Annotated in this window: 17 protein-coding genes; 12 read left to right on the top strand and 5 right to left on the bottom strand. The window is 61.6% G+C overall.

All coding sequences use genetic code 11. The features are described 5' to 3' along the window. The first annotated feature begins 69 nt into the window (after nt 1–69). The 5 genes from AC4CWF_RS02195 to AC4CWF_RS02175 all read left to right on the top strand — a co-directional run bounded on the left by AC4CWF_RS02195 (nt 70) and on the right by AC4CWF_RS02175 (nt 3,592). Complete coding sequence (locus AC4CWF_RS02195) at nt 70–903, top strand: SDR family oxidoreductase (RefSeq protein ID WP_491283508.1); 834 nt, start codon at nt 70–72, stop codon at nt 901–903. Between the two features lie 29 nt (nt 904–932). After that, nucleotides 933–1,130 (top strand): twin transmembrane helix small protein, encoded by a 198-nt coding sequence (locus AC4CWF_RS02190; RefSeq protein WP_491283507.1) that lies wholly within the window; start codon nt 933–935, stop codon nt 1,128–1,130. Between the two features lie 5 nt (nt 1,131–1,135). Next, nucleotides 1,136–1,714: a cob(I)yrinic acid a,c-diamide adenosyltransferase gene (locus tag AC4CWF_RS02185; RefSeq protein ID WP_491283506.1), complete on the top strand. Its 579-nt coding sequence runs from the start codon at nt 1,136–1,138 to the stop codon at nt 1,712–1,714. Between the two features lie 174 nt (nt 1,715–1,888). Beyond that, the gene (locus AC4CWF_RS02180; RefSeq protein WP_491283504.1) at nt 1,889–2,638 is read left to right on the top strand and encodes an electron transfer flavoprotein subunit beta/FixA family protein; all 750 of its coding nucleotides are present in this window, start codon (nt 1,889–1,891) and stop codon (nt 2,636–2,638) included. Nucleotides 2,639–2,662: 24 nt separating this feature from the next. Continuing rightward, nucleotides 2,663–3,592 carry an electron transfer flavoprotein subunit alpha/FixB family protein gene (locus tag AC4CWF_RS02175; RefSeq protein WP_491283503.1) on the top strand — a complete coding sequence of 310 codons (930 nt, stop codon included), beginning with the start codon at nt 2,663–2,665 and terminating at the stop codon, nt 3,590–3,592. A gap of 93 nt (nt 3,593–3,685) precedes the next feature. Here the strand turns inward: AC4CWF_RS02175 and AC4CWF_RS02170 are convergent, their stop codons facing one another. After that, the gene (locus tag AC4CWF_RS02170; RefSeq protein WP_491283502.1) at nt 3,686–6,169 is read right to left on the bottom strand and encodes a methyl-accepting chemotaxis protein; all 2,484 of its coding nucleotides are present in this window, start codon (nt 6,167–6,169) and stop codon (nt 3,686–3,688) included. A 284-nt stretch (nt 6,170–6,453) separates the two neighbouring features. Here AC4CWF_RS02170 and AC4CWF_RS02165 point away from each other — a divergent pair, with 284 nt between their 5' ends. Further along, a complete protein-coding gene (locus AC4CWF_RS02165) occupies nt 6,454–7,326 on the top strand; it encodes a 3-hydroxybutyryl-CoA dehydrogenase (RefSeq protein ID WP_491283501.1) in 873 nt (290 codons plus the stop codon). An 8-nt stretch (nt 7,327–7,334) separates the two neighbouring features. On the opposite strand, the gene tlpA is transcribed toward AC4CWF_RS02165, so the two are convergent. Then, complete coding sequence (gene tlpA / locus AC4CWF_RS02160; protein WP_491283500.1) at nt 7,335–8,006, bottom strand: thiol:disulfide interchange protein TlpA; 672 nt, start codon at nt 8,004–8,006, stop codon at nt 7,335–7,337. A gap of 23 nt (nt 8,007–8,029) precedes the next feature. On the opposite strand from tlpA, the gene argH reads away from it, so the two are divergent. The 4 genes from argH (at nt 8,030) to AC4CWF_RS02140 (ending at nt 13,874) form a co-directional block, all read left to right on the top strand. Beyond that, nucleotides 8,030–9,433, top strand: coding sequence for an argininosuccinate lyase (gene argH, locus AC4CWF_RS02155; protein ID WP_491283499.1), 1,404 nt, complete (start codon nt 8,030–8,032; stop codon nt 9,431–9,433). A gap of 97 nt (nt 9,434–9,530) precedes the next feature. Then, nucleotides 9,531–9,725, top strand: coding sequence for an LPS translocon maturation chaperone LptM (lptM, locus tag AC4CWF_RS02150; RefSeq protein WP_491283498.1), 195 nt, complete (start codon nt 9,531–9,533; stop codon nt 9,723–9,725). Nucleotides 9,726–9,738: 13 nt separating this feature from the next. Beyond that, complete coding sequence (gene lysA, locus AC4CWF_RS02145) at nt 9,739–11,007, top strand: diaminopimelate decarboxylase (RefSeq protein ID WP_491283497.1); 1,269 nt, start codon at nt 9,739–9,741, stop codon at nt 11,005–11,007. Nucleotides 11,008–11,198: 191 nt separating this feature from the next. Continuing rightward, nucleotides 11,199–13,874 (top strand): TIGR02302 family protein, encoded by a 2,676-nt coding sequence (locus tag AC4CWF_RS02140; RefSeq protein WP_491283496.1) that lies wholly within the window; start codon nt 11,199–11,201, stop codon nt 13,872–13,874. Nucleotides 13,875–13,956: 82 nt separating this feature from the next. On the opposite strand, the gene AC4CWF_RS02135 is transcribed toward AC4CWF_RS02140, so the two are convergent. The 3 genes from AC4CWF_RS02135 to AC4CWF_RS02125 all read right to left on the bottom strand — a co-directional run bounded on the left by AC4CWF_RS02135 (nt 13,957) and on the right by AC4CWF_RS02125 (nt 15,783). Further along, on the bottom strand, nt 13,957–14,328 hold the full coding sequence (locus AC4CWF_RS02135) for a response regulator (RefSeq protein ID WP_491283495.1): 372 nt from the start codon (nt 14,326–14,328) through the stop codon (nt 13,957–13,959). 134 nt (nt 14,329–14,462) lie between these two features. Continuing rightward, the gene (gene hpt, locus AC4CWF_RS02130) at nt 14,463–15,011 is read right to left on the bottom strand and encodes a hypoxanthine phosphoribosyltransferase (RefSeq protein ID WP_491283494.1); all 549 of its coding nucleotides are present in this window, start codon (nt 15,009–15,011) and stop codon (nt 14,463–14,465) included. A gap of 43 nt (nt 15,012–15,054) precedes the next feature. Beyond that, on the bottom strand, nt 15,055–15,783 hold the full coding sequence (locus AC4CWF_RS02125; RefSeq protein WP_491283493.1) for a hypothetical protein: 729 nt from the start codon (nt 15,781–15,783) through the stop codon (nt 15,055–15,057). A gap of 198 nt (nt 15,784–15,981) precedes the next feature. Here AC4CWF_RS02125 and ftsE point away from each other — a divergent pair, with 198 nt between their 5' ends. Next, nucleotides 15,982–16,641, top strand: a complete 660-nt coding sequence (ftsE, locus tag AC4CWF_RS02120) for a cell division ATP-binding protein FtsE (RefSeq protein WP_491283492.1) — start codon at nt 15,982–15,984, stop codon at nt 16,639–16,641. Between the two features lie 133 nt (nt 16,642–16,774). Continuing rightward, nucleotides 16,775–17,725, top strand: a complete 951-nt coding sequence (locus AC4CWF_RS02115; protein ID WP_491285156.1) for a cell division protein FtsX — start codon at nt 16,775–16,777, stop codon at nt 17,723–17,725. Nucleotides 17,726–17,762 lie beyond the last annotated feature (37 nt).

Raw genomic sequence — 17,762 nt, 5'->3', positions numbered from 1 at the left:
TTGTCACGTCCGCTCAAATATGGGAAACGCAAAGGCATTGTACAGGGAGAGAGCCTGTCGGGAGGAATAATGTCGCAAGCGCGCACCATTATCGTCACTGGATGTTCATCCGGGATTGGCGCCCATTGCGCGCGCGCCTTGAAAGCCGATGGCTGGCGGGTGTTTGCAACCGTGCGCAAGCCGCAGGATCTTCATGCGCTGGAAGCGGATGGCATCGAGGCCTTCCTGATGGATTATACCAAGCAGGAGACGATCGATGCGCTGGTGGCCGACGTCATCCAGCGCACCGGCGGGCGGCTCGATGCGCTGTTCAACAACGGCGCCTATGGCCAGCCGGGTGCGGTGGAGGATCTGAGCACCGATGTGCTGCGCCTGCAGTTTGAAACCAATGTGTTTGGCTGGCACGAATTGACACGGCAGGTCATTCCGCTGATGCGGGCGCAAGGCCATGGCCGCATCGTGCAATGCTCATCCATTCTCGGCCTCGTGCCTTATCGTTATCGCGGGGCCTACAATGCCTCCAAGCATGCCATCGAAGGGCTGAACGTGACGCTGCGCATGGAACTCGATGGCTCCGGAATCTTCGTGAGCCTCATCGAGCCCGGCCCGATTGCCTCTCAATTTACTGCCAATGCGCTGGCCGCCGTGCGGGAACATATCGACATTGAAAACTCAGCCCATGCCGCCGAATATACCCGCCAGCTTGCGCGCCTTGATGGCAGCGGGCCGGTGAACCGAAACAAACTGGGGCCCGAGGCGGTTTATACTGTTCTGCATCATGCCTTGACCGCCAAGCGCCCGCGTCCGCATTATCTCGTCACCAAACCGGCAAAACAGGGAGCGTTGCTGAAACGTCTGTTGCCCGCCGATCTGCTTTACCGGCTGCTGCGTAAGCTGGACTGACACATCCCTTAAGAAAAGGCATTCATTCCATGTCCAGTTTCACCACCATACTGGCCCTCGTCGTCATGGGGCTTGTGGTTCTGGTTCTGATCCGCGGGCTCTTCAACATGCTGAAGGGCACGGACGGCAACAAATCCAACAAGCTGATGCAGTTGCGCGTGCTGCTGCAGGCCATCGCCATCGGCCTCATCATGCTCACACTTTGGCTCACTGGCGGAGGGCGCTGAATATCATGGTCAAGCTCAACAAGATCTATACCCGCACAGGCGATGACGGCACAACCGCGCTGGTGACGGGACCACGGCGCCTGAAGCACGATCTGCGTGTCGATTGTTACGGCACGATCGATGAAACCAATTCCGTCATCGGTGTCGCCCGCCTTCATACACACGGAATGAGCCTGCTGGACGGCATGCTGTTTCGCATCCAGAACGATCTTTTCGATCTTGGAGCCGACCTTGCGACGCCCGATACCGGCGAAAAGGTGGAATGGGAACCGCTGCGCATCGTGCAGTCGCAGGTGGACCGGCTGGAAGCCGAGATCGACACGCTGAATGCAGAACTTGATCCCCTCACCTCGTTCGTCCTGCCGGGCGGATCGCCGGCGGCAGCGCATCTGCATGTCGCCCGCACGGTGTCGCGCCGCGCCGAACGACTGATGGTCGACCTGTCGAAGATGGAGGGCGAAGTGGTCGGCGCTCCCGCGCTTAAATATGTAAACCGCCTGTCGGATTTTCTGTTCGTCGCGGCACGCCATGCCAATGACGGCGGCAGAGCCGATATTTTATGGGTGCCCGGCAAGAACCGTTAGGTGACAGGCGAACCTTGTGCCCACCAGGAATGGGGACATGATCAAAAGGCACAATGCGACATGGGAAAAGGTTTTGTATTCGGCCTAAAAATGCGTATCCATGTCGCCCATTGACAATCAGCGGTGCGGGAGAAGCCGCATGTTCCCAATTGGTTCGATCTGAGGAAGGACGTCATGAAAATCCTGGTGCCTGTTAAGCGGGTGGTTGATTACAACGTGAAGATCCGCGTCAAGGCGGATGGCTCTGGCGTGGAACTCGCCAACGTGAAAATGTCGATGAACCCGTTCGACGAAATTTCCGTGGAAGAGGCGCTTCGGCTGAAGGAAGCCGGCAAGGCAGACGAGATCGTCATCGTCTCCATCGGTCCGGCAAAGGCCGAGGAAACCATTCGCACCGCGCTTGCCATGGGCGCCGACCGCGGCATTCTCATCGAAACGGATGAGGCCATCGAGCCGCTGGCCGTTGCAAAGCTTTTGAAGGGCGTTGTCGAAGCGGAAGCCCCCGGCCTCGTCATTCTCGGCAAGCAGGCCATTGACGACGACAGCAACCAGACCGGCCAGATGCTGGCAGCGCTCCTCGGCTGGGGCCAGGCCACATTTGCCTCCAAGGTGGAGATCGGCGAGGGTTCGGCCAAGGTGACCCGCGAAGTGGATGGCGGCTTGCAGACCATCGAGGTCAAGCTTCCGGCCATCGTCACGACGGATCTTCGCCTCAACGAACCGCGTTATGCATCGCTGCCGAACATCATGAAGGCCAAGAAGAAGCCGCTCGACAAGAAGTCGCCGGCCGATTTCGGTGTCGACATGACGCCCCGCCTCAAGGTGATCAAGACCGAGGAGCCGGGTGGCCGCAAGGCCGGCATCAAGGTCGCGTCCGTGGCCGAGCTGGTCGAAAAGCTGAAAACCGAAGCCGGCGTGCTGTAACCGGACGACAGGGAGATAACGACAATGGCTATTCTTCTTCTCGCGGAACATGACGGCGCTGCCGTTTCCGACCAGACCGCCAAGGCTGTAACGGCCGCCGTGCAGATCGGCGGCGATATCCATGTGCTGGTGGCCGGCGCCGGCGTTCAGGCCGCCGCAGAATTCGCAGCGAAGCTCTCGGGCGTCGCCAAGGTTCTCGTGGCCGACGATGCGGGCCTTGCCAATGGGCTTGCCGAACCGCTGGCCGATCTCATCGTTAAGCTGTCAGGCGGCTATGACGTTATTCTTGCCGCAGCCACCGCATCGGCGAAAAACGTCATGCCACGTGTGGCTGCCCTTCTCGATGTGATGCAGGTGTCTGAAATCATCGAGGTGATCTCGGCCGATACGTTCAAGCGTCCGATCTATGCCGGCAACGCCCTGCAGACGGTACAGTCGACCGACGCCAAGAAGGTGATCACCGTGCGCACGGCAGCCTTTGCCGCCGTCGAGGCCACCGGTTCCGCCGCCATCGAAACCGTGGCGGCCGCCGCAAATCCGGGCCTTTCCAGCTTCGTTGGCGATGCCCTGTCGTCGTCGGACCGGCCGGAACTCACCTCCGCCAAGATCATCGTATCCGGTGGGCGCGCGCTTGGGTCCTCGGAAAAGTTCAAGGAAGTCATCCTGCCGCTTGCCGACAAGCTCGGCGCTGCCGTTGGCGCCTCGCGCGCTGCGGTCGATGCCGGTTACGCCCCGAACGACTGGCAGGTTGGCCAAACCGGCAAGGTGGTCGCCCCGGATCTTTACATCGCCTGCGGCATTTCCGGTGCTATCCAGCATCTCGCCGGCATGAAGGATTCGAAGGTCATCGTCGCCATCAACAAGGACGAGGAAGCGCCGATCTTCCAGGTCGCCGATTACGGCCTCGTCGGCGATCTCTTCGAAATCCTGCCGGCGCTCGAAAAGGCGCTCTGAGCCTCAAGAATCCTGTACAAGAAAAGGCCGCGCTTCGATTGGAGCGCGGCCTTTTTCATGGGCGTCTTTCAAGGAGCGGTGCGGCGAAGCCGCTTAGAATTCTTCCCAGTTCTGGCTGGCGCCGGGCGCCGCAGGGGAAGATGCCTGTTGCAGGCCAGCCGTCAGCTTGCCCATCAGGGCCCGCGCCGGGGACGCCACCTGTCGGCTGCTTTCGCCCGCAGGCTTGACGGGTGCGAAGCGGCCGCTGGCAGCCTTTGCGGGGCGCGCCGGCACCGAAACCGGCAGCGGCCTGTCTACCCGGCTTTGCGTGGAAGGTCCCGATGCGTGCAGGGCCGAGGTCGCCATGTCGTTTTCCGACAGGCGGAACTGCGAAACCACCTGCGACAGCGCCCGCGCATCCTCGGTCAGGCGCGCCATGTCGGTATTGGTGCGCTCGGCCATCTGCGAATTCTGCTGGGTGGTGTTTTCCATCTGGCGGATGGCCGTGGAAATTTCCCGCACGCTTTCCGACTGTTCGCCGGAGGCTTCCGCGATGGACGCAATCTGGTCATTGATGCGGGTAACCTGGCTGGCAATATCGCCCAGCGCCGCGCCGGTGTTCTGCACGAGGTCGACGCCGGTCTTCACCGCGTCTCCGGATTTGCCGATCAACTGCTTGATTTCGCGTGCTGCGGTGGCGGACCGCTGCGCCAGTTCCCGCACTTCCTGGGCAACCACCGCAAAACCCTTGCCGGCTTCACCCGCGCGCGCGGCTTCCACCCCGGCGTTCAGCGCCAGAAGATTGGTCTGGAAGGCAATCTCATCGATGACGTTGATGATCTGCGAAATTTCCTGCGAGGCCTGTTCGATACGGCTCATGGCATCCACGGCCGAAGTGACGATCTCGCCTGAGCGATCAGTGGACAGTTTTGTGGCGGCAACCATTTCGCGGGCGCTTGCCGCACGATCCGTCGAGGTGCGGATTGCTTCCATGATCTGCGTGATCACGGCCGACGTTTCCTCGATGGCGGCTGCCTGCTGTTCGGAACGGCGCGACAGGTCGTCGGTCGCCGCCATCATGCCCACTGCCGTGCCGTTGATCGAGGCGGTATTACCGGATACCTGCTGCATGGTGGCAGCAAGGTTGTGGATCGAATCGTTGAAATCCAACCGTAACCGGTCGAGGCCTTCCATGAACGGCGTATCGATGGTGGTGGTGAGATCGCCTGAGGCCAGCCGGCGCAGGCCATCGCCGAGCACCTGAACCGTCTGCTGCAACCGCTGAGTTTCCGCATTGCGGGCCGCCTCGCGGTCGCGCCGTTCGGTCTCGGAAAGCTGCCGATCGCGATCGGCGTCGGACTGGATACGGATCTTTTCCAGGGCCGCATCGCGGAAGACCGCAACGGAGCGAACCATATCGCCAATCTCGTCGCCGCGTCCCTCTCCTTTGAGGGCAATCGACGTGTCGCCGCCGGCAAGACGGCTCATGGCCTCCACCAGATCATGGATCGGACGGGTAATACCGCGCGAGACAAGAATGGCAGCGATGACGGCTAGCAGCAGGATACCGGCAGCAAGCCCGAGAATGGTGTTGCGAAGCCCGACGAGACTTGCCAGCGCCTCGTTCTGCGACATCACGGCAATCACGGCCCAGCGGTGCCCGCCGAAGGCAAGTGGCGAAGCTGCCACGTAATTGGTGGTGTTGCGGTAACCGTCCAGCACGCCGGCGGCGACGTTACCATCCGTTGCGGATTTGACCAGCGGCGAATTGAGGGGCTGCGTCAAAGCTTCGTTGTCAGACGTCAGCGGAGAATCGGTCACCACCATATCGGCGGAGTTGACCAGCAGCGTCTCGCCCGTCTCGCCAAGGCCGGTGCGGTTGGAAAACATCGCATTAAGGCGCGTTGCCGGCACGGCAACGACGATCACGCCGACCTTGATGTCTCCCATGAAAAGAGGCGAGGCAAGAAAGGCAGTCGCCTGCTTTGACGGGCCATAAAGCGTGAAATCGGAAAAGGCGTAAAGCTCGCGGTCCTCGCTTTCGGCAACCTTGCGGAAGACGCTGGCAAGGGCGGTGTCCTTCAGGCCGGCATCGGCGAGGTTGGCGCCATATTCGCCGTTTTTCTGCACCGAATAAAGCACAGTGCCCTTGCCATCGATCAGGAAGATGTCCGCATACCCGTAGCGCTTCAGCGAGGCCCGCAGTGCCGGATGGTAGAGATTGTGGTTGCTGTCATAGGTATCGACACGGGCGGTATCGAAATCGAGCCGCTTGCCGGCAGGGTTCGGGTTGTTGGTGATGTAGCGCTCGGTCAGCGTTTCCTTCGGTTTTTCGCCGAGATAACGCCAGTCGCGGCGGAACTTGTTCAGCGCCTCGCCGGTGGTGGCCGTGCCGGCCAGCGCCCGAAGGTTCGTCACCATGTTTTCGAAATAAAGCTGCGCCTCGTTGCGCCGGCCGTCGGCGGTGGCCTCGAGCTTTTCCATCACCTGCTCGCGCAGAACCTCCCCGCTTTTGACCAGACCGGCAAAACTTGCCGCGCCGATCGACAGGATCGTCACCACGGTCACGAACAAAGGCAGCTTACGGGCAATGCGCATCAGTGGTCATCTCCAAGCCATCGGATCGGTTCATGACGAATGTCTCAATTCGCCAGCCGTCCCTCCGGGGTGCATTTTGCCGCGCTACGCTTAAGATTGGCCTAAAATTAGAGTGTGATGGTTTACGGGGCCGGCCGACGGCTTCGATTAAGACTGGAAAATTTTGGTTGTGGGCATTATCAATTCCGGGCAGGCGCAAGGCCCTGGGCCGGCGATGCGACGACCGGATTGAAGCCGCACTTTCTGTGCAGGCCGGATCACCTCTCGATAGGGAATGGGGCGCTATGATCAAGAATGTCGGAATTGTCGGTGCAGGACAGATGGGCTGCGGCATCGCACATGTGTCGGCGCTGGCCGGCTACACGGTGACGCTCTACGACCTGTCCAGCGAACGCATCGAGGCCGGCCTTGCCACCATCAACGGCAATCTTGCCCGCCAGGTTTCCAATGGCAAGCTGACCGACGAAGAACGCCGCGATACGCTGGCGCGCATTTCCGGCAGCGTCGATGTCAACGATCTGGCCCCGACAGATCTGGTCATCGAGGCGGCAACCGAGGACGAAAGCGTAAAACGCAAGATTTTTGGCAAGATCTGCCCGGTGCTGAAGCCGGAGGCGCTTCTGGCCACCAACACATCCTCACTGTCCATCACCCGCCTTGCCGCCTCCACGGACCGGCCCGAACAGTTCATGGGCATCCACTTCATGAACCCGGTGCCAGTCATGAAGCTGGTGGAACTGGTGCGCGGCATCGCGACCGGCGAAAAGACCTTCAAGACGGCGAAGGACTTTGTTGCCTCGCTCGACAAGACGGTCACCGTTGCGGAAGATTTCCCCGCCTTCATCGTCAACCGCATCCTTCTGCCGATGATCAACGAGGCGATCTATACGCTGTATGAAGGCGTCGGCTCCGTGGATGCCATCGACACAGCCATGAAACTTGGCGCCAACCACCCGATGGGGCCGCTGCAACTGGCCGATTTCATTGGGCTCGATACGTGTCTTTCCATCATGCAGGTGCTGCATGACGGGCTCGCCGACAGCAAATATCGCCCCTGCCCGCTTCTGGTCAAATATGTCGAAGCCGGCTGGCTCGGCCGCAAATCCGGCCGCGGCTTTTACGATTACCGCGGCGACGTGCCGGTTCCGACACGCTGAGATCAGGGTTACAGCGCAGAGACCTTGTCCACCAAGGCCTTCGCCTCGTCGCTATCCCAAGCGGCGGGGCCGTTCATCGAGCCGATGAGGCAGCCCTTTTTGTCGAGCACCAGCGTGACCGGCAGGCCGAAGGCAAGGCCTTCCTTTTTGAGCGCGTTGAACACGCCCATGGAACTGTCGCGGTAATAGGCAAGCTTGTGAACGCCGGTCTCGTCGAGAAAGGCTTTCGGCTTTTCATCGCCGCCGGTATCGATGTTGATCGCCACCACTTCAAAACGGTCGCTGCCCTTGGCCTCCTGCAGCGCGTTCAGCGCCGGCATTTCCTCGCGGCAGGGCACGCACCAGGTGGCCCAGAGGTTCAGAAGCACTGTCTTTCCCTCGAAATTAGTCAGCGAAAGCGGGCCGCCATCCGGTCCCTTGAAGGAAAGCGGCTGCAAGGGGCGCGGCTCGGGCGTTGCAACCAGAGCTGCAATCTGCCCCTTCGCCAGGTCCGAGACGGTCTTGGCCTGTGCGACCGCACCGGCGCATTGCGCATCCGCAACGGCTGCCGCACTCTGCGGGCCATTGCCAGACAGGTCCCCCTTCACGTATACCGCCACGGCGCCGGCGAGAATACCTGCGACGGCCGCAATCATGATCAGGCGGACGGATGGCAGACCGATCGGTCTCTTCTTCGACATTTCATACTCCAGGGCGGATAATCATGGGCAACGGCACAAAGGATCAGGCTTCCTCCAACCAGATGTGGGGCGGACGTTTTGCCTCCGGTCCCGATGCCATTATGGAGGAGATAAATGCCTCCATCGGCTTCGACAAGAAACTTTACGCCCAGGACATCCGTGGATCGATCGCTCACGCCACCATGCTGGCGAAACAGGGCATTATTTCCGTCGAGGATAAAGACAAGATCGTACACGGCCTGAACACGATCCTGTCAGAAATCCAGGAAGGCCGCTTCGAATTCTCGCGCAAGCTCGAAGACATTCACATGAACATCGAGGCACGGCTGGCAACCCTCATCGGTCCTGCTGCCGGTCGCCTGCATACGGCCCGCTCGCGCAACGACCAGGTGGCGCTCGATTTTCGCCTCTGGGTGAAGGAAGAGCTGGCCAAGACCGAAGCCATGCTGAGCGACCTGATCGCCGCCCTTCTCGACAAGGCGGAAGAGCACGCCGACACGGTGATGCCTGGCTTTACCCATCTGCAGACCGCCCAGCCGGTAACGTTTGGCCATCACTGCATGGCCTATGTGGAAATGTTCGGCCGGGACCGCGCCCGCGTGCGCCACGCCATCGACCACATGGACGAAAGCCCGATCGGTGCTGCAGCACTTGCCGGCACCGGCTTTGCCATTGACCGCCACATGACCGCTGAAGCGCTCGGCTTCCGCGAGCCCACCCGCAATTCCATCGACACGGTATCGGATCGCGATTTTGCGCTCGAATTCCTGTCGGTCGCTGCGATCTGCGCCGTTCACCTGTCGCGTTTTGCCGAAGAAATTGTCATCTGGTCGACACCGCAATTCGGCTTCATCCGCCTATCGGATGCATTTTCGACCGGCTCCTCCATCATGCCGCAGAAGAAAAACCCGGATGCCGCCGAACTGGTGCGCGCCAAGACGGGCCGTATCAACGGCTCGCTGGTGGCACTGCTCACCATCATGAAGGGCCTGCCGCTCGCCTATTCCAAGGATATGCAGGAAGACAAGGAACAGGTGTTCGACGCCGCCGAAAACCTGGAACTGGCGATTGCCGCCATGGCCGGCATGGTGCGCGACATGACGATCCGCACCGACCGCATGCGCGCTGCCGCAGGTTCCGGTTATTCGACCGCAACGGATCTTGCCGACTGGCTGGTGCGCGAAGCAGGCCTTCCCTTCCGCGATGCCCACCATGTGACGGGCCGGGCCGTCGCCATGGCAGAAGAAAAAGGCTGCGATCTCTCCGGTCTTTCGCTTGAGGAGCTTCAGTCGATCCATGCATCGATCACGCAAAGCGTGTTTGATGTGCTGTCGGTCGATGCCTCCGTTGCCAGCCGCGTCAGCTTCGGCGGCACGGCACCGAGCGAGGTCCGCCGGCAGATCGCTTGGTGGCGCGCGCGCAACTGATCATCGGCGACCGCCCATCGTTCACGAGAATTGACTGCACAAGCGGGCCGAACTTCGCTATGAACAGGCCTTATCGCTGGCTGACAAAGGAATAGGAATGTCCACCTTGCGCACTCTCGCCCGCATCACGATCGTGCTCTGCATCGCAGGCGTTGCCGTTACCGGCTGCGGACGCAAGGGCAAGCTCGACAAGCCGAGCACGCCTGTCGAGCAGCAGAACATCCGCAAGAGCGGCACGCAAAAACCTGATCCGGTGGCCGAAAAGCCGTTCCTCCTCGACCCGCTTCTCTGACCCGAGCACGCCCGTGAACCATTTTCATTATATCGACGGCGTGCTGCACGCCGAAAACGTTGCCGTGCCTGAGATTGCGCAAGCTGTCGGCACGCCTTTCTACGTTTATTCCACGGCAACGCTGGAGCGCCACTACCGGGTGTTTTCCGAGGCCTTTGCGGGTGTGGATGCCATGGTGTGTTACGCCATGAAGGCCAATTCCAACCAGGCGGTGCTGAAGACGCTGGCAAGGCTTGGCGCAGGCGTCGACGTGGTGTCCGGCGGCGAATTGCACCGGGCGCTGGCCGCTGGCATTCCGGCAAGCCGCATCATGTTTTCCGGCGTCGGCAAGACGCCTGTCGAAATGGATCTGGCGCTGGACGCCGGCATCTACTGCTTCAACGTTGAATCCGAGCCGGAGCTTGAGGTTCTCAACAGCCGCGCGGTGAAGAAGGGCATGAAGGCGCATGTCTCCTTCCGCATCAATCCGGATGTGGATGCGCGCACCCATGCGAAAATCTCCACGGGCAAGAAGGAAAACAAGTTCGGCATTTCCTATGAGCGCGCCCGCGCGGTCTATGCCCATGCGGCAACGCTTCCCGGCATTTCGGTTACCGGCATCGACATGCATATCGGCAGCCAGATCACCGAATTGCAGCCCTTCGAGGATGCCTTCCGGCTGCTGCGCGAACTGGTGGAAAAGCTGCGCGTCGACGGACATAGTATCGAGCATGTGGACATCGGCGGTGGCCTTGGCATTCCCTACCGCGAAGACAACAGCCCGCCGCCACTGCCGGATGCCTATGCCACCATCGTCAAGACGCAGCTGCAAAGCCTGAACTGCCGGATCGTCACGGAGCCTGGCCGCCTCATCGTCGGCAATGCCGGTATTCTGGTGACCGAAGTCATTTATGTGAAGGATGCGGGGAACAAGACTTTTGTCATCGTTGACGGTGCGATGAACGACCTCATCCGCCCGACACTTTACGAGGCCTATCATGGCATTCGCCCGGTGGTGGTTCCCGCAGACGATGCGCCGCGCATCAAGGCCGATGTCGTCGGCCCCGTCTGTGAAACCGGCGATTACCTGGCGCTCGACCGCGAGATGGCAGAGCCAAAGCCCGGCGATCTCTTTGCTGTCGCCTCCGCCGGTGCCTATGGCGCGGTGCAGGCCGGCACCTATAATTCCCGCCTCCTGGTGCCGGAAGTGCTGGTGAAGGGCAATGAATTCCACGTCATCCGCCCGCGCGGCACCTATGACGAATTGATCGCGCTCGACTCCGTACCGGGCTGGCTGAGCTAACCGGCATCGGCCAAAGGCGCCTGAAGCACCCATAGGCCGTTCACAATTCAGCGAAGCGGCCAAAAACAGCGGGCAATCCCAAGGGTTGCCCTCGTCTTCGCCACAAACACTGGTATCTTGTTTGCAACGGGTTCGCGTGCTGCGGTGCCCGACGTCGGTTGACGCCGCCACCCCTGCAGGAGACGGACCGCATGAGCCTTAACCGCAAAGGCGCCTTCGAGGGCCATCCAGACCTGGCGCGCCGCGTTGCGCTGAAACGGTCGTTTGCGCGCATCGTGCTGTTTTGCGAACGGCTTGCACCGCTTCTGCTTTTGCCGCTTTGCATTCTTGCGCTGTTTGTGGCCGGGGCATGGTTCGGCCTGTTTCGCCTGATGCCGGACCTGATGCGCTGGGTGGCGCTCGGTCTATTCGTTTTTGCCTTCCTGATGTCGATCCTGCCGCTCGGCCGCCTGCGTTGGCCAGCACCTGCCGATGCCGATCGCCTGCTCGAAACGCGCAACAACCTGCCCCACCAGCCGGTTGCCGTGCAGGAGGAAGAACCTGCCTTCGACACGCCCTTCGCAAGGGCGCTCTGGAAGGAACACCAGATCCGTATGGCCCGGCGCATTGCAGTGCTGGATGCCGGCCTGCCGCGCCCCGATATTGCACGGCATGACCGCTTTGGCCTGCGCGCCCTGCCCGCCCTGCTGCTGGTGGCCGCCTTCGGTTATTCCTTCTCCAATGGCGGTGGCCGCATGGGCGATGTCGTGGCGCCCTCGGCGCCGGTTGCCAGCATCAACCCGGACCTGCGCATCGATGCCTGGCTGACGCCGCCCTCCTATACCGGGCGTGCGCCGATCTTCCTCACCGGCCGGGAAGCGCCCGTGGCCGATACTGTGCGCATACCCCAATATTCCGATCTGACCATCCGGGTAACAGGCGGCGAGGGCGGAGAGGCCGTTCAGTTTGCGAGCGCCAAGGCAGCAGCAGAGGCCGGCGCACCGCGCAGCCTTATTCCGGAAAGCGCGGAGGCAACGGATGCCGCGACAGCACCGGTCGCTGAGCGGCAGGCATCCGCATCCGGCCAGCCGGTTGCGCCGCGCACCTACAAGATGAAGGTGACCGAAAGCGGCAACCTTACCGTCAACGGCCAGCACTGGCTGTTTGATGTGATCGCCGACCGCGCGCCAGAGATCGCCTTCGACAAGCAGCCGCGCCGGGCCGTGAACGGCGCGCTCGAAATCGGTTTTACCGGTAAGGACGACTACGGCATCCAGAAGGCTTTTGCGCTGATCGAACCGGTGGAGCCGCAGCGCGCCGAGGCAACGCCGCTTTATCCGCTTCCCGAATACAAGCTCGACCTGCCGCGCCAGAACGCCCGCGAGGTAAAGGGGCTGACCAGTCGCAACCTCACCGAACATCCACTGTCGGGCAAGCGTGTGCGCATCACCCTTGTTGCAACCGATGGCGCCGGCCAGGAAGGCCGAAGCGCGCCGGTTGAAATGGTGCTGCCGGCCCGCCGTTTCTCCGAACCGCTGGCGGGCGCCGTTGCCGAACAGCGGCAGGTGTTTGCGCTCGATACGCGCCAGATGCCGCGCGCGATCGCCCTCAACGAAGCCTTGGCGCTGCGTCCGGACGAAACCATCCCCAATCTCAGCCATTTCCTGCTGATCCGATCTGCGCTGGAGCGCATGAAGCTGGCGCGCTCCGAAGAGCAGTTGAAGGACACGGCCGATTACCTCTGGGAAATCGCGCTTGGCATCGAGGATGGCCAGCTGTCTGAGGCGGAACGCCGTCTGCGCGATGCGCAGGACGCTCTTTCCGAAGCCCTGCAGAACGGCGCCTCCGACCAGGAAATTGCTCGCCTGATGCAGGAACTGCGCGAGGCCATGAAGAACTTCATGTCGGAACTTGCCCAGCGCATGCAAAACATGCCGCAAGGTCAGCAGAACATGCAGGCCCAAAATATGCTGCGCCAGCGCGACCTGCAGAACATGATGGACCAGATCGAAAACCTGGCCCGCTCCGGCAACCGTGATGCCGCACAGCAGATGCTGTCGGACCTGCAGCGCATGATGAACAACCTGCAGGCCGGCCGCATGCAGCGCCCCCAGCAGGGTCAGCAGCAGAACAGCCAGATGCGCCAGCAGATCGACAAGCTGGGCGAGATCATGCAGGAACAGCAGCGGCTGATGGACCAGACATTCCAGCTGGATCAGGCATTGCGAGACCGCATGCAGCGCGGTGATCCGGATCAGCCCTACGAGCAAGGCCAGAACCCGCAAGGCCAGCAGCAACAAGGACAGCAGGGCCAGCAGCAGCAGGGTCAACAACCGGGCCAGCAGCCGACGGACCAGATGACGGCCGAGCAGCTGCGCGAAGCCCTGAAGCAGCTGCGCGCGCAGCAGGAGGGCCTTGGACAGAAGCTGCAGGAGTTGCAAAAGGGCCTGAAGGGCCTCGGCATGGAGCCGGGCGAAGGGTTTGGCCAGGCCGAGCGTGAAATGGGCAATGCCGGCAAGGCACTTGGCCAGGGCCAGGGCGAACAGGCCGTCGAGGGACAGGGCAATGCGCTCAATGCCCTGCGCCAGGGCGCACAGAACATGATGCAGCAGCTCATGCAGGCCATGCAGCAGGGCCAGGGGCAGCAGGGAGAGGGCCAGGAGCCCGGCGAAGGCATGGCCTCGCAGGGTGGACAGAACGGCCGCGATCCGCTCGGCCGTCCGCGTGCCAATTCAGGCCCGGAATTCGGTGATCAGGTGAAGGTGCCCGACGAGATCGACGTGCAGCGTGCCCGCGAAATCCTCGATGCCATCCGCGAGCGTCTCGGCAACACGCTGTCTGGCGAGGCGGAGCGCCGCTATCTGGAGCGCCTGCTCGATATCCGCTGATCGGCACGTGGCCGGCATCATCATCCGATGCGGCAGTCCGGCCCTGTAAGATGCGCTGAGGCTTCAGCCTGCCTGACGATGATCAGGCAGCCTTTGGCGCAGACAGGGCAAGCGCGACGGCGCGGCGGATGTCAGGAAGCGCAAAAGGCTTGTCCACGACATCGATGACTTTCGCCATAAGGTCGTCGGCGCGTTCGCGCTGTTCGGCATAACCGGTCATCAAGAGGATCTTGAGGGTCGGGAACTGGGCGGCTGCCTTGTGGGCAAGCTCGATACCGTCCATCACCGGCATGCGGATATCAGAGAGGAGCAGGTCAAACGGCCCCTCCCCCAAAAGCTGCAGTCCTTCAGCGCCATCAGCCGCTTCATGCGTCTCATGCCCATCCAGACGCAGCGCCCGTGCCACGAACGAACGCAACGAATCTTCGTCCTCGGTAATCAGGATCTTTGCCATGGCTGTCATTGTCTCCCATGCATCATGCATCAAATCGGGATCCAGATGACCCGGATTTCCTTTGCGAGGAGTAAACGACGCGACCTGCTGATCCTAAATGGTTAACGCGCGGTGAGCATGGCTCACCTTCGCGCTCACGCTTCAGCATCTCCGGTAACCACACCGACGAAGGGCAGTTCGCGGAAGGCATAGGCCACGTCCATGCCGTAGCCGACGACGAAGTAATCGGGGCATTCGAAACCGACATAATCGGCCTCCAGCGCTTCCTGGCGCTTCACCCGCTTGTCGAGGAGGACAGCGATGGTGACATTGCGGGCGCCACGCTCGAACAGCAGTTCCTTTGCAAATTTCAGCGTGCGGCCGGATTCCAGGATATCGTCGATCAGGAGGACGTCGCGATCCTTCACGTCCGAATCGATATCCTTGACGATGCGCACACCCTGAGACACCGTTCCCGCGCCGTAGCTCGACAGGGTGATGAACTCCACTTCCGGGGCAAGCCCGGTTTCGTGCAGGGCGCGCAACAGGTCGGCTGCAAAAATGAACGAGCCCTTCAGCACCGCAATGACCAGCAGGTCCTTCGTCGGGCCTTCGGCGATGCGGCGGGCAATGTCATGATTGCGCTCGGCGATCTGCTCGGCGGTGTAAAGCGGCTCGATGATTTTGCCGCGCACGATGGGCATGGGGCGTCTCCCGGGTGTGACCAAACGCCCGCGATAGCACAGATCAGTCGCCGGATGCACGAGCCGTTGCAAAGGAAAGGCGCAAGTGCGGGCTTTTTCCACCGGGCTGCGGCATGGAGAAGGAAAAACCGTGGCTGTGATTGCCAAGCATTTCGGCAACCGGCGGATCGATGAGGGCATCGGCGACAACCGCGCCATCCACCAGAAGCTCCGCCCGGATCGCCGGAACAGCAAGCGTCAGCGCATTGCGGTTTTCCACCACACCGTTGATGGTGAGGCCGCCACCGGCCCTCTCCGGCGTCAGCGTGACATGGGTGATATCGAGGCCCGGCCCCTGGTGCGCATCAGCCGCCCCGCCCGATATCAGCGAAAAGCCACCGCAAAGGGCAAACACCAGAACGAAAACGAAGGCGACGACAGCGGAAAAAAGATCGGCGGACATGCGCGACAGCAGGGCCTCGCATCGTTCCACCAGCCGTGCCACGCGCGACGCCGGTTCGCCGATCAGGCCGCCCTTAGGTCTTTTGGTTTTCAGGGAAGGGCGTTTGCCGTAAAATGTGTTGTCATTGCCGTAGCCGTGCGAGTGCGCCGGTTGCGCCGGGCCACGCACGGTCACAAATTCCACATCCACCACATCCGCAGGACGTCTTGCAGAGGGCTGTCTTGCGGCGGCTTGTCTTCCATAGGGGTGCGGGCGCGAGGCCCGGGGTTCCGGCGGCAGGATATCGTGGGTTTCGGCACCCTTTGGACGACGCGAGCGGAATGCGTGCATGGCTTTCTCCCCGCCCGTCCACACGAAGGTCGAATTTCGGGCATTGAAACGCAACCCGCTCAGTCGTAAATTCAAATGGTTAATACTTCGCAAAATCACCCCGGAAACGCCTCGTTTTCCGGGTATGATTCAGATTCCATCAACCCTTGCCGTTTACCAAGGGCGCAAATACCATTTCCCAAGCGACTGGACGACGCGTTGATCCATTTCGAAAATGTCGGTTTGCGATACGGGATGGGGCCGGAAATCCTGCGGGATATGACGTTCGATATCCCTAAGCGCTCCTTCCAGTTCCTCACCGGCCCCTCTGGCGCGGGCAAGACCACGCTGCTGCGCCTGCTGTTCATGTCGTTGCAGCCGACGCGCGGCCTCATCCGCATGTTCGACCGCGACCTCTCTCAGATCCCGCGCGGCGAACTGCCAATGCTGCGCCGGCGCGTCGGCATCGTTTTTCAGGATTTTCGCCTGCTCGACCACCTCACCACCTATGAGAATGTGGCGCTGCCGCTGCGGGTGCGTGGCAAGGACGAGGCGAGCTACCGCACCGACGTCATCGAACTTCTGAAATGGGTGGGGCTTGGCGAGCGCATCAACGTGCTGCCACCGGTCCTCTCCGGCGGTGAGAAACAGCGCGCCGCCATTGCCCGCGCGCTCATGGATCGCCCGGAAATCCTGCTGGCGGACGAACCGACGGGCAATGTCGATCCGCCGATGGCACGCCGGCTGCTCAACCTCTTCCTCGAACTCAACCGGCTGGGAACCGCGGTGGTGATTGCCACGCATGATCTTGGCCTGATGGACCAGGTGAATGCGCGCCGGATGATCCTCACCGAAGGGCGGCTCGATATCTATGAATGAGATCAGCCGCCCCACGCCCGCGCAAAAGTCCGGCAAGAAGGCCGACCGGAAGAAAGGCTTGAAAGCGGGCCAGAACGCCGCGCCCAATCCGGGCCAGCCTTCGGCGCAGGGCCAGCAGCCACGGCGCGCGGAAATGCGCGTGCGCCCGACAGGGCCGATCCTGCCGCCCTCCAACATTCAGGGCAATGCGCTTCTGGTGGTGATCGCCATCATGTCGTTTCTGGCCTGCCTGACGCTTGGTGCCGTCAGCATGGTGCGCGCCACGGCGTCTTCCTGGGAAAGCCAGATTTCCCGCGAGATCACCATTCAGGTGAAGCCCGATGACGGACTGGACATGGATGCGACGCTGAAAAAGGCGCGCGATCTGGCGTTGACCTTCGTTGGCACGAAGGAAGGCACCATCATGGACGATGCGGCAACCGCACGCCTGCTGGAGCCGTGGCTGGGCGCCGGGCTCGACCTCAAGGAACTGCCGGTGCCGCGCCTGATCATCATCACCATCGATGAAACAAACCCGCCGGATTTCGCCGCCATGCGCGATCTGTTGCGCACCGAAGTGCCGCAGGCCTTTCTGGACGACCACCGCACCTGGGTGGATCGTCTCGTTTCCATGGCGCACACAACCGTGCTGATCGGCACCGGCGTGCTGGTGCTTGTCTTCACTGCCATGATCCTCACGGTGATCTTTGCCACGCGCGGCGCGCTGTCGGGCAACCGGCACATCGTGGAAGTGCTGCATTTCGTCGGTGCCGAAAGCGGTTTTGTCGCCACCGAATTCCAGAAGCATTTTTTGAAGATCAGCCTCAAGGGCTCGGCGGCCGGCGGAATTCTTGCCGCACTTCTGTTTGCCGTGGCCGGCTTCCTGCAGAGCAGCACGCGCGCCACGCCGCAGACCGATCAGGCGACAGCCCTGTTTGGCACCTTCACCATCAATTTCATGGGCTATCTCGGCATTCTCGCCACCATGATCGTCATCGCGCTTTTGACGACCCTGACGGCACGTTTTACCGTGATGCGCACCATCGACGAGATCGATCTCATTCGCTCGGACCCCTCGCGTTCCGATGGGTTGCCCGGAACCTGAGGGAGCGTTAGATCTGTGGCGATGGCAAATCACCGGC

The organism is Neorhizobium sp. PAMB6630 (genome assembly GCF_058242775.1).
Note: the sequence above shows the minus strand (reverse complement) of the source record. Positions and strands in the feature narration are given on the sequence as shown.